9 protein-coding genes and 1 tRNA gene are annotated in these 11,991 nt (G+C 73.2%); 7 read left to right on the top strand and 3 right to left on the bottom strand.

Going from position 1 to position 11,991, the window contains the following annotated elements:
• The first annotated feature begins 113 nt into the window (after positions 1-113).
• The 5 genes from CLV34_RS07530 to CLV34_RS07510 all read left to right on the top strand — a co-directional run bounded on the left by CLV34_RS07530 (position 114) and on the right by CLV34_RS07510 (position 6,371).
• Positions 114-2,162: an Ig-like domain repeat protein gene (locus tag CLV34_RS07530; RefSeq protein ID WP_100349631.1), complete on the top strand. Its 2,049-nt coding sequence runs from the start codon at positions 114-116 to the stop codon at positions 2,160-2,162.
• Between the two features lie 89 nt (positions 2,163-2,251).
• Entirely contained in the window at positions 2,252-3,214 is a 963-nt protein-coding gene (locus CLV34_RS07525; RefSeq protein ID WP_100349630.1) for a sortase, read from the top strand.
• 161 nt (positions 3,215-3,375) lie between these two features.
• Positions 3,376-4,176 carry a phosphate ABC transporter ATP-binding protein gene (locus CLV34_RS07520; RefSeq protein ID WP_211289397.1) on the top strand — a complete coding sequence of 267 codons (801 nt, stop codon included), beginning with the start codon at positions 3,376-3,378 and terminating at the stop codon, positions 4,174-4,176.
• Between the two features lie 87 nt (positions 4,177-4,263).
• The gene (locus CLV34_RS07515; RefSeq protein WP_100349629.1) at positions 4,264-5,667 is read left to right on the top strand and encodes a sensor histidine kinase; all 1,404 of its coding nucleotides are present in this window, start codon (positions 4,264-4,266) and stop codon (positions 5,665-5,667) included.
• A complete protein-coding gene (locus CLV34_RS07510) occupies positions 5,664-6,371 on the top strand; it encodes a response regulator transcription factor (RefSeq protein WP_100349628.1) in 708 nt (235 codons plus the stop codon). Before CLV34_RS07515 ends, CLV34_RS07510 begins: the two co-directional genes overlap by 4 nt.
• A 20-nt stretch (positions 6,372-6,391) precedes the next feature.
• Here CLV34_RS07510 and CLV34_RS07505 read toward each other — a convergent pair.
• From CLV34_RS07505 to CLV34_RS07495, 3 genes are all read right to left on the bottom strand, one after another.
• Positions 6,392-6,464: transfer RNA gene (locus CLV34_RS07505), tRNA-Arg, on the bottom strand.
• A gap of 181 nt (positions 6,465-6,645) precedes the next feature.
• Entirely contained in the window at positions 6,646-7,119 is a 474-nt protein-coding gene (locus CLV34_RS07500) for a hypothetical protein (protein WP_100349627.1), read from the bottom strand.
• Positions 7,120-7,523: 404 nt separating this feature from the next.
• Positions 7,524-8,072 carry a hypothetical protein gene (locus CLV34_RS07495; RefSeq protein ID WP_100349626.1) on the bottom strand — a complete coding sequence of 183 codons (549 nt, stop codon included), beginning with the start codon at positions 8,070-8,072 and terminating at the stop codon, positions 7,524-7,526.
• 542 nt (positions 8,073-8,614) lie between these two features.
• Here CLV34_RS07495 and CLV34_RS07490 point away from each other — a divergent pair.
• Entirely contained in the window at positions 8,615-10,150 is a 1,536-nt protein-coding gene (locus CLV34_RS07490) for a chitinase (RefSeq protein WP_100349625.1), read from the top strand.
• A 273-nt stretch (positions 10,151-10,423) separates the two neighbouring features.
• Entirely contained in the window at positions 10,424-11,974 is a 1,551-nt protein-coding gene (locus CLV34_RS17190) for a chitinase (RefSeq protein ID WP_100349624.1), read from the top strand.
• Positions 11,975-11,991 lie beyond the last annotated feature (17 nt).

The raw sequence follows: 11,991 nt of genomic DNA, 5'->3' as shown, positions 1-11,991 counted from the left end.
GCCGGCACGGGGTGTCCGTTGGCACACGGTCACTACCGTCCGAGCGTCGCCGCACAGCGGCGACACCCTCGCGGCCCCGCGAGACCTCGGACACCTCAGAGAGGAAGCCCACCATGAAGGTGAACGCCTTCGCCCGTCTGGCCGTCGGCGCAGGCGCCGGCGCCCTGGCGCTCGGCGCGCTCGCCCTTCCCGCCCAGGCGGACCCGGCGGCCGGAACCCACGGCACCCTGGTCGGTCTCGGCTCGGACACCACCCAGGACGTCCTCAACGCCGTCGCCGCCGCCGTCCCGGGCAACCTGCTCGCGTCGTACGACGCCACGGGCAGCAGCACCGTCGCCACCCGCGTCGGCGGTACCGCCGTCCCCCGCGCGAACGGCTCGGGCGCCGGCCGCGACCTCCTGCGCCTCGCGACCGGCCAGACGACGTCGGCCAACATCGCGACGGCCTCGGGCGGCACCCTCCCCGTGACGACCCAGGACGTGTTCGGCTCGATCGACTTCGCCCGCTCGTCGAGCGGACCCTCGGCCGCCGACGTCCGCCCGGACGGCGTCCTGACGTACATCCCGTTCGCGAGCGACGCGGTCACGTACGCCGTCGCGCCGAACAGCGTCGTCCCGAGCAACCTCACGAAGGACCAGCTCAAGGACATCTACCAGGGCGCGTACGACCGGGTCCAGGTGCTCGGCGGCGTGTCCTCGCTGCTGCGCCCGACCGACACCCCGGCCGCGGGCTCGACCACCGTCAAGCTCACCACGTTCATCCCGCAGGCCGGCTCGGGCACGCGGTCGTACTGGCTCGGGCAGGTCGGGATCACCGAGAACGACATCTCGACCAGCAAGTACCCGAACGTCACCGACAAGGACTTCGCGGGCCAGCAGGTCCAGGAGCACCACGGCCAGGCGCTCGTGAGCGGCACGCCCGACCAGGACGCCGGCGCCATCGCGCCGTTCTCGGCCGGCCAGTGGGTCGCGCAGGCCAACGGCAAGGTCACGGACAACCGCGCCGGCGTCGTCCTCGGCAAGGTCGCGGGCACGTCCGCGGTCCAGGGCTCCGGCACCGCCTACTCGCTCGACCCGGCCTACGCCGGCTACACGCGCCTCGTCTACGACATCGTGCCGTCGCGCCTCGCCGACGACCCGTCGTCCGACATCCACAAGGCGTTCGTCGGCACGGACTCCGAGGTCTGCAAGCAGTCGTCCGTGATCACCGCGTACGGCTTCGGCCTCCTCACGGGCGGCGTCAAGTGCGGCGACACCACCACCCGCGCCTACGCCGCGGCGACGTCGCCCAGCAGCATCACGCTCGGCGCCCTCCCGTCGTCCACGGTCGGCCGGGCCGCCACGCTCTCCGCCACCGTGACGAGCGTCGGTGTCGGTGGCGGCACCGTCACGTTCGCGAAGGTGTCCGGCGGCGTCGCCACGACGATCGCCAGCGCGAAGGTCGCAGCCGGCGACTCCGTGAAGGCCACCGCGTCGTGGACGCCCACGGCCGTCGGCACGACCGACGTGCTCGCCTACTTCGTGCCCGCCCTGGCCGGCGTGGACGCCCCCGCCCCGACCGCGACGGCCCCGCTCGTCGCGACCGCGGTCCCGGCCGTCTCGTCGACCACGACGGTCGCGGTGTCCTCCAAGCCGATGGTCGGCCACACGATGACCCTCTCGGCGCGGGTCTCCGCCACGAAGTACGCGTCGGGCAAGGTCTCGTTCTACGACGGCTCGACCCGCCTGGGCACCGTGCCGTTCTCCACGACGACGCACACCGCCAAGCTGGCGATCAAGGCCACCCGCACGGCCTACTCCGTGAAGGCGGTCTACCAGCCGGCCAGCACCACGGTCGTCAAGAGCAGCTCGAGCAGCTCCCTGTCCGTGCGCGTCGCCAAGGACTCCTCGTCCGTCTCCGTCGCGACGATCAAGTCCGTCCACGCCTCCTACCACGGCTCCGTGAGCGTCCGCATCGTCGCCACCGGCGTCACGCCGACCGGCACCGTCACCGTGCGCCAGGGCTCGGTCGTCCTCGGCCACGCGACGCTGCGCAGCGGCGCCGCCCGGATCACCCTGCCGCGGCTCTCCGTGGGGACCCACCACCTCGTGGTCTCCTACAGCGGCTCGACGACCGTCGCGTCGTCGACCAGCTCGGTGAAGTCCATCAAGGTCGTCCGCTGACCTCGAGCACACCACCCCGGGCGGGGGCCGGTACGCGTCCAGCGTGCCGGCCCCCGTCCGTCCGTCCCCCCGAACCTCCGAGGACACCGATGAGCACGTCCACCACGTCGTCCCCCGGCCCGGCACCCGCGTCCCCGGCGCCGGCGCCCGCCGCTCCCCCCACCCCGTCGCTGGGCCCCGACGACGCCCTCCCCCACCTCGAGCCGCCCGCCCGCGCCCGCCTCCTCGGCGGCGCCCTCGTGGGGCTCGGAGCCCTGCTGCTCGGGCTCGTCCTCCAGGCCCTCGTGGTCTCGCCGCTGCACGAGGCGCGCGACCAGCACGTCGCGTACGACGACTTCCGGTCCGCGCTCGCGGACGGCACCGCCCCCGTCGGCCAGGTCGGCACCGACGACCACCTCCTGCCGGACGGCACGCCCGTCGCGATCCTGCGGATCCCCGCCCTGGGCGTCGACGACGTCGTCCTCGAGGGCACCGCGTCGCACGTCACGCTCTCCGGGCCGGGGCACCGGCGCGACACCGTGCTGCCCGGTCAGGTCGGCGCGAGCGTCGTCATGGGCCGGCAGTCGCTCTTCGGCGGGCCGTTCCGCGGCCTCGCCGACCTGCCGGTCGGCAGCACCGTCGAGGCCGTCACCGGACAGGGCACCGCGACGTACCGCGTCACCGACGTGCGGCACGAGGGCTCGCCCCTGCCGCCGGTCCTCACCGACGGCGCCGGCCGGCTCACGCTCGTCAGCGCCTCCGGCCCGCGCTTCCTGCCCGACGACGTCGTGCGCGTCGACGCGACCCTCACGAGCGACCCGTTCACCACGCCCGTCGAGGTCACGTCCGCCCGGTCCCTCAGCCCGTCGGAGCTCGCGTTCGCGGGCGACCCGTCCGCCTGGCCGTGGCTCGTCATCGCCCTGGCCGCCCTCGTGCTCTGCGTCGTCGGCCTCGCATTCCTGCGGACGTGGTGGGGACGGTGGCAGACGTGGCTCGTGGGTGCGCCCGTCCTGCTGCTGCTCGGTCTGCTCGCGGGCCAGGAGGCGTTCGTCCTCCTGCCGAACCTCCTGTGATGCCCACGGTTCACCGGGACGCCACCTCGGCGGGCCATCATGCGGCCGTGACGTCCATCCTCCCCCCGTCGGACGCGGCCACCACCGCCGTCCTGCCCCCGGTCCGGTTCGCCGGGACCGACACCGCACCGCCGGACACCGCCGCCCCGGTGACGGACCCGCTGCTCGACCGCGCCGCCGCGACCACGCAGAGCACCCTCGACGCCCGCCGCGTCTCGGCGTGGTTCGGCACGCACAAGGTCCTCGACCGGGTGTCGCTCACCATGCCCGCCGGGAAGGTCACCGCGCTCATCGGCCCGTCCGGGTGCGGCAAGTCCACCTTCCTGCGGACCCTCAACCGCATGCACGAGCTCGTCCCGTCGGCCGCGTTCGCCGGCGAGGTGCTCCTGGACGGCGTCGACGTGTACGACGCATCGCGGCGCGTCACCGAGGCGCGTCGGCACATCGGCATGGTGTTCCAGAAGCCGAACCCGTTCCCCGCGATGTCCATCCAGGACAACGTCGTCGCGGGGCTCGGGCTCACCGGGCTGAAGGTCGGCAAGGACGAGCGTGCCGCGCTCGTCGAGTCGTCCCTCACGAAGGCCGGCCTCTGGAAGGAGGTCAAGGACCGGCTGCGCGCCCCCGGCGGCGGTCTGTCCGGCGGCCAGCAGCAGCGCCTCTGCATCGCCAGGTCCCTCGCCGTGCGCCCCCGCGTCCTGCTCATGGACGAGCCGTGCTCCGCGCTCGACCCGACGTCCACGCGACGCATCGAGGAGACCATCGGCGAGCTGTCGGCCGAGGTGACGATCGTCATCGTCACCCACAACATGCAGCAGGCCGCACGCGTGTCGCAGCAGTGCGCGTTCTTCCTCGCCGAGGCGGGGACGCCCGGGACGATCGTCGAGCACGGCGACACCGAGGCGATGTTCACCGCGCCGCGCGACCCGCGCACGTACGACTACGTCAACGGCCGGTTCGGCTGAGGGGCCTGCCTCCCCCTCCGGCGGGGGAGGCAGGATCCGTCCTGCGGGCGTTCCGGACGATCCCGGCGGGACGGGAGGATCGTCGTCATGACGACATCCGTCCCGCTCCCGACGTCCCCGCTCGCGACCCCTGCGACCCCAGCCCCGGACGTCCCCCGTCCCGCGGCCGACCGATGGCGGCACCGGCTCGTGCCGGGCGTCGCGGCGGTGCTCGTCGCGCTCGTCCTGCTCGTGTCCCCGCTCGTCGCCGGCTCGCGGATCGTCCGGGACGCCGCGGGTGCCGGGCCGCGCGACGTGCCCTACGACTGGGCGCTGCTCGCCGGCACCCGCTGGTGGGACGGCCCGCTGCTCCGACCGTGGGGCCTGCTCAGCGCGGTGGCCGTCGTCGCGGCGATCCTGCTCGCCCGACGCGCTCCCCGCACGGCGACGGTGCTCGTGCTCGCGCCGTTCGCGGCGGTGCCGCTCTGGGCCACGTTCGCCCTCGGCTGGTGGGCTGCCCTCCTCGTGGTCGGCTGCCTGCTCCTCGACCGGTCGTGGCGCCTCGCGCTCGTGCCGCTGACCGCCTCCGTGGTCGTCGCATGGGTGTACGCGCTGGCCGGAATCCCTGCTGCGACGCCCGCAGGCCAGATCTACGCCGGCGTGTACGACCACTCGGGGTGGCAGTGGGAGGCGGCCGGGATCTTCACCGTCGCGGTGCTCCTCACCGCCGGCGTCGGGCTCGGGCGGCGGGCGCTCGACCGCCTCCAGCGCCGCGAGGAGGACGCCGTGGCCGCGCGGCAGCACGCCGAGGACGACGCCGCCGCCGCCACGGAGCGCGCCCGGCTCGCCCGCGACCTGCACGACGTCGTCGCGCACCACGTGTCGCTCGTCGCCGTCCGTGCCGAGGCCGCGCCCTTCCAGCACCCGGACCTGCCGGAGACCGCGCGCGCCGTGCTGCGCGACATCGCGACCGACGCTCGCAGCGCCCTCGACGAGCTCCGCCACGTCCTCGCGGTGCTGCGGCGCAACGACGCCGACGCCGACCGGGCGCCGCAGCCGGGCGCGTGCGACGTCGTCGCGCTCGTCGACCAGGCGCGCGCCGCCGGGCAGACCGTGGACCTCACGGGCGCGTGCGACGGGGTGCCCGCCGCGCAGGGGTACGCGCTCTACCGCTCCGTCCAGGAGGCGCTGACGAACGCCCGGCGCCACGCCCCGGGACAGCCCGTCGACGTGACGCTGACCCACCGCACGGGACAGGTCGGCGTGCGCGTCGTGAACCCCGTGCCCGCCAGTACGGCTGCGGCTGCGTCCCGACGCGGCACCGGGCGCGGGCTCGCCGGGATGCGCGAGCGGGCCGAGGCGCTCGGCGGCATCGTGCTGGACGCCGTCGAGGACGGTGCGTTCGTCCTCGTCGTGACGCTGCCGGTCACCGAAGGCACCGAGAGCGCCGGGGTGGCCGGGGCTCCTGAGAGAGCCAGCGCCGCCGACGCGTCCTCACGGGTCGCACCGTGACGGGCGGGGAGGAGCCGGCCGGTCGGCAGGACGCGGACGCCGCCCCCGGCCCGCTCCGTGTGGTCGTCGCGGACGACCAGCCCGTCGTGCTGCACGGGTTCGCCGCGATCCTCGGCGCCGCCCCGGACGTCGAGGTGGTCGCCACGGTCGCCGACGGCGTCGCGCTGCTCGACGCGGTGGCGCGCACCGCACCGGACGTCGCCGTGGTCGACGTCCGGATGCCGCGGCTCGACGGCATCGGCGCCACCCAGCGCATCACGGCGGAGCACCCGGGCACCCGAGTGCTCGTCCTGACCACGTTCGACCTCGACGAGTACGTCTACGACGCCCTGCGGGCGGGCGCGTCGGGGTTCCTGCTCAAGGACGTGACGGCCGGCCGGCTGGTCGAGGGCGTCCGCCTCGTGGCCGACGGCGCGATGCTGCTCGGCCCGAGCATCACGCGGCGCCTGGTCTCCGACTTCGCGGCGCGGGCCGGCGCGCCGGACCGGGCTTCCCGGGCGACGGGCCTCGACACGCTGACTCCGCGCGAGCACGAGGTGCTGCTGACCGTGGCGCGCGGGCTGTCGAACGCCGAGATCGCCGCGGAGCTCTTCATCGGCGAGCAGACGGTGAAGTCGCACGTCTCGGAGGTCCTGCGCAAGCTCGGTGCGCGCGACCGGGTGCAGCTCGTGATCACCGCGTACGAGTGCGGGCTGGTGGGCTGATCCCGGGACGGGAACGACGGTGCGCCTGGGCAGATTCGAACTGCCGACACCCGCTTTAGGAGAGCGGTGCTCTATCCCCTGAGCTACAGGCGCGAGGGACCGACCCGGGAGATCACTGGGAACACGTCTCGCGCGCGATCGCGCCGTGCGCCCAGTCGTCCGGTCGAGTCCCTGCGTGGAGCCTTCGAAGCCGATCGAGCGCCTCGAGGGTCCGCGTGAATGGTACAGGAGCGACACCGGGGACCGGTGGTGTCAGCGTCGCTGCTGCCTCACGTCACGTGGAGGAGGGGCGCGACGCGGACGTCGAGAGTCGCCCGCGCACGTTCCGCGCCGCGCGGCGTCGAACGGTGAGGACGAGGACGGCCGCGAGACAGGCCCAGAGGATGGCGACAGTCAGGCGTTGCCCGGTCGACAGGGGAAGCAGGAGTCGTTCGCTGCCGCTGCGGTAGGTGACGGACCACGCGGGGCCGAGGGGAGAGTAGGCCAGCACGACCCGCAACGGCGAGGGGTAGAGCACAACCAGCAGCGTGATGAACGTCGCGGTCGTGATGATCACCGTGGGGACGGTCGCGCGTGCACTGACGTCGGCGCAGACGAGTGCGACGGACAGCGCGGTCGTGGACAGCGCCAGCCAGAGCGGTGCCTGGTCCAGAGCGTGCGCGGCGCTGGTGGTGAGGCCCGGTCCAGGCGCCCATGGCGGCTGGCCGTGCCGGAGTGCGTCGGCACCGCCGACGAGAGCCCCGAGCACTGCCGCGGCGCAGAGGGTGATGAGAGCGAGGAGGCCGGCTGCGGCCAGGGGGCGCCCGGTCCGTGCCGTCCGGGACCAGCCGGCCAGGTGCAGAGCCCACTGATCCGCGGCGGCGGGGTCGGCGACGACTGCGACGAGGGCGGGGCGGGCAGGGCCAGGACGCCCGCCCAGAGTGCCCCCGCCGAGGCGGCGCAGGCTCCCAGGACGACTCCGGCGCCGTGCGGCGCCGCGCCGACGGCGGTGGGCGCTGTCGCGCCCAAGACTCCGCCCACCAGCACGGCTGTCACGGCTGCGACGGCGCCCCGCCGTCCGGGAGCGCACACGAGCAGCACCATCACCGACGACCGCATCAGCCGGTCCCGCGCTCGGCGGCGTCCCGCGTCTTCCATCGCGGTGTCCAGGGGTCATGGTCTCGTCCGTGGGCAGTCGGGCGCGGAGCGCACGCGGGTGACGACCCACGTGGCGCCGCGAGGCTCGAGGCAGATGTACACCAGCGAGGTCATCGTCTCTCCTCGGACGGCTCGGACAGTGACCGTCCCCGGGTCGGAGTCCGCGTCGTGGTCCACCGATGCCGTGCTGGGTTCGAGCCGCAGCACCTCCGGCAGGAGCGGACCGGCGAGCACGCTGGGGTCGGCGACCGCGAGCGTCCCGGGGGGTTTCTCCGACTGGACGGCACCGACCCATCGCGCTGCCACGTCTGGGCTGCTGCGTCCGGCGTTCACCTGGGCGATCCAGCTCGGCCGGGCGTACCAGGGCAGGTACTGGGCAACGAGACTCGGTACGGCCAGGCCCCAGCACACGGCGGCCGCGCACCACAGCGCGATCCAGGGCAGGGGACGGGCTTCGGTCCTGCCACCCTCCTGCCGCACCTGGTTCCTGTCGGCTTCGGGCGCCCACCCGATGACTGCCGCGGCAACACCGGAGACGGCGGCTGCGACGATGGCTCCCGTCATCCAGTCGCTGGCATATTGCGGGTTGACCAGGCGTGGAACGGCTCGGGTGGGCCAGCGCCAGCTGAGACTCCTCGCATGGTGCATGCCCCCTGCTACCAAGGCGACCTCTTGCCGCCGCCGGTACGATAGCGCCCTTTTGACGGACGATTCGGACACGCGTGACCTGGGGCAACCAGATCGACGCGCACACGCGCGGACGTCTTGCGGCGCCGGGTCCGGGGTGGGACCGAGGACCTCCGTCGGGCCTGGGGCGCAGGAGTGCCCCTGGGGCACTCGGACGGCGCCGGTCATCCGGCCGATCGAGGGGACCCGCGACCGCCGCGACGTCGGACCCGTACACCGCTTACGGGACTTCCCTCTCTTGACCGCCATCAAATGTCCGATTTACCGTCCGAAAGTAAGGATTGTTAACAGTTGACGTTCCTTGCTCCGTGCCTCGCGACGGTCGGGAGTTCCCACCCCGGGCGTCCGGGACGCACGAGACCGGCAGTACCCGACCGTCCGCCCGGGCGGCCGGCTCGTCACCCCCGGAGGGTCTGCACATGATCCGCAAGAGCATGCTGGCGGTCGGCAGCGCAGCCGTCGCCGGCCTCGTCGGCGCGGCGATCGGCATCGGTGCCGCCGCCCCCGCGCACGCCGCCGGCGGCACCCCGTTGCCGCCGCACGTCTTCGCCCCGTACTTCGAGGCGTACTCGAGCGACAACCCTGCGACCGTCGCCAGCCAGTCCGGCGCGAAGTACCTCACCCTCGCGTTCCTCCAGGCGAAGACCAAGGGCGACTGCGGCCTCTACTGGGACGGCGACGGAAGCCGCCCCGCGTCGCAGGCCGAGTACGGCACCGAGATCGCCCAGATCCGCGCCGCGGGCGGCGACGTCATCCCGTCGCTCGGCGGCTACGGCGCCGACTCGACCGGCACCGAGCTGTCCGACTCCTGCACCGACGTCTCGAAGATCGCCGCGGCGCTGGAGAACGTCGTCACGACGTACGACGTCACGCGCATCGACCTCGACATCGAGGACAAGTCCCTCAACAACGCGGCCGCGATCACGCGCCGCAACCAGGCGATCAAGCTCGTCGAGGACTGGGCTGCGGCCAACGGGCGCACCGTCCAGTTCCAGTACACCCTCCCGACGACGACGTCCGGGCTCGCGGGCAGCGGCCTGAAGGTCCTCAAGGACGCAGTCACGCAGGGCGCCCGTATCGACCTCGTCAACATCATGACGTTCGACTACTACGACGGTGCGACGCACCAGATGGCGAACGACACGAAGACGGCCGCCGCCGGGCTGCAGAAGCAGCTCAAGAACCTGTACCCCACGAAGACCGACGCCGAGCTGTGGGGCATGGTCGGCGTCACCGAGATGATCGGCATCGACGACTACGGCGCCGCCGAGACCTTCAACACCGCCGACGCCGCACCGGTGCTCGCCTGGGCGCAGCAGCAGGGCATCGGCCTCCTGTCGTACTGGGCGATCCAGCGCGACAACGGCGGCTGCCCCGGCACCGCCGGCAGCGACACGTGCTCCGGCGTGAGCCAGACGACGTGGCAGTTCACGAAGGCGTTCGCCCCGTTCACGTCGGGGACGCCGAGCACGCCGACGACGACGCCGACGGTGACGCCCACCGTGACCCCGACGGTGACCCCCACCGTGACGCCGACGGCCACGCCGACCGTCACGCCCACGGTGACCCCGACCGTCACCCCCACCGCACCCGACCAGTGCACGGCCGCGGCCTGGGTCAAGACGAAGGCGTACAGCGGTGGCGCGAAGGTCTCCTACAACGGCCACACGTGGACCGCGAAGTGGTGGACCCAGGGCGACACCCCCGGCAACAACAGCCAGGACGTGTGGGCGGACGGCGGCAGCTGCGGCTTCCCGACGGTGACCCCGACGTCCAGCACGTCGCCGACCGTCTCGCCCACGTACACCTGCAACGCCACGGCGTGGTCCGCCTCCACCGTCTACACCGGCGGCCAGAAGGCCTCCTACAGCGGCCACGTGTGGACCGCCAAGTGGTGGACCCAGGGCGAGACCCCGGGCACCGCGAGCGTCTGGAACGACGGCGGCGCCTGCTAGGCACCGACACCGCCGAGAACGTGATCGTGGCCCTTCCCGCCGACGGGGAGGGCCACGATCACGTTCTCGGCGGCCCGGCGGGGGCCGCGGCGGCGACGGGCCGCGGGCCGGCGGGAACGGGCGGAGGGGCCGGGAGGCTGTGCGACCTGCGTACGAGTCTTCCCGTCTTGACGGCCCCGATTGTCCGATTTACGGTCGAATAGTTAAGACCGGTTACAGTTCGGTCCCCCTGACCGCCTCACCATCGGGTGGTCCTCGACCCGGAGGGTCCCCATGATCCCCAAGAAGCTGCTGGCCCTGGGCACCGCCGCCCTGACCAGCGTGGCCGCCGCCCTCGTGGGCGTCGCGTCCGCCGCCCCGGCGCAGGCCGCCACCCCGATCCCGCCGCACGTCTTCGCCCCGTACTTCGAGGTCTGGAACGGCGACAACCCGGCGACGCTGTCCGCCGCGTCCGGAGCGAAGTACCTCACCCTGTCGTTCCTGCAGACGAAGGCCAAGGGCGACTGCGGCCTCTACTGGGACGGCGACGGGAGCCGTCCGGTGTCGCAAGCGCAGTACGGCGCCGCGATCACCCAGATCCGCGCTGCCGGCGGCGACGTCATCCCGTCCCTCGGCGGCTACGGCGCCGACACGACGGGCACCGAGCTCGCCGACTCCTGCACCGACGTGACCAAGATCGCGAGCGCGCTCGAGAACCTCATCACCACGTACGACGTCACGCGCATCGACTTCGACGTCGAGGCCGACTCGCTCGACAACTCGGCGGGCATCGACCGCCGCAACAAGGCCATCAAGCTGGTCGAGGACTGGGCGGCCGCGAACGGCCGGACGATCGAGTTCGCGTACACGCTGCCGACCTCCACGAGCGGCCTGGTCGACAACGGCCTCGCGGTCCTGCGCAACGCGGTCACGAACAACGCGCGCATCGACTTCGTGAACCTCATGACGTTCGACTACTACGACAACCAGCCGCACGACATGGCGAACGACACGAAGACCGCGATCACGGGTCTCGTGTCGCAGCTCAAGGCGCTCTACCCGTCCAAGACCACGGCTCAGCTCTGGGGCATGACCGGCATCATCGAGATGGTCGGCATCGACGACTTCGGCGCCGCGGAGACGTTCACGGTCGCGAACGCGCAGACCGTCTACACGTGGGCGAAGGCGCAGGGCGTCGGGTTCCTGTCGTTCTGGGCGCTCCAGCGGGACAACGGCGGCTGCGTCGGGACGGCGGGCGCCAACGAGTGCTCGGGCATCGCGCAGGACACCTGGGCGTTCTCGAAGATCTTCGCGCCCTTCACGTCGGGCTCGACGAGCACGCCCACGAGCACGCCGACCGCGACCTCCACGCCGACGACCACGCCGACCGTGACGCCGACGACGACGCCCACCAAGACGGCGACGCCGACCGCCACCGCCACCACCCCGAGCTCGTGCACGGCCGCGGCCTGGGCCGCGGCGACCGCCTACTCGGGCGGTGCGAAGGTCTCGTACAACGGCCACACGTGGACCGCGAAGTGGTGGACCCAGGGCGAGACCCCGGGCACCGCGAGCGTCTGGACGGACGCCGGCACCTGCGGGACGACGACCGCGTCGCCCACGCAGTCCGCGACGACCAGCCCGACGGCAACGGTGACCCCGACGAAGACCGCCACTGCGACCAGCTCGACGGGCACGTGCACCGCCACGGCATGGTCGGCGGCGACCGTCTACACGGGTGGCCAGAAGGTGTCGTACAACGGCCACTCGTGGACCGCGAAGTGGTGGACCCAGGGCGAGACCCCGGGCACCGCGGGCGTGTGGACCGACGCGGGCGCCTGCTGACCCGCCGCACGACTCCG

It is taken from the genome of Luteimicrobium subarcticum, from assembly GCF_002798015.1.
Classification (GTDB): domain Bacteria; phylum Actinomycetota; class Actinomycetes; order Actinomycetales; family Cellulomonadaceae; genus Luteimicrobium; species Luteimicrobium subarcticum.
This window is presented reverse-complemented; position numbering and strand designations above follow the sequence as displayed.

Coding starts and splice junctions, on each gene's coding strand:
- CLV34_RS07530 (WP_100349631.1), top strand. CDS start 114: ATGAAGGTGAACGCCTTCGCCCGTCTGGCCGTCGGCGCAGGCGCCGGC.
- CLV34_RS07525 (WP_100349630.1), top strand. CDS start 2,252: ATGAGCACGTCCACCACGTCGTCCCCCGGCCCGGCACCCGCGTCCCCG.
- CLV34_RS07515 (WP_100349629.1), top strand. CDS start 4,264: ATGACGACATCCGTCCCGCTCCCGACGTCCCCGCTCGCGACCCCTGCG.
- CLV34_RS07495 (WP_100349626.1), bottom strand. CDS start 8,072: ATGACGGGAGCCATCGTCGCAGCCGCCGTCTCCGGTGTTGCCGCGGCA.
- CLV34_RS07490 (WP_100349625.1), top strand. CDS start 8,615: ATGATCCGCAAGAGCATGCTGGCGGTCGGCAGCGCAGCCGTCGCCGGC.
- CLV34_RS17190 (WP_100349624.1), top strand. CDS start 10,424: ATGATCCCCAAGAAGCTGCTGGCCCTGGGCACCGCCGCCCTGACCAGC.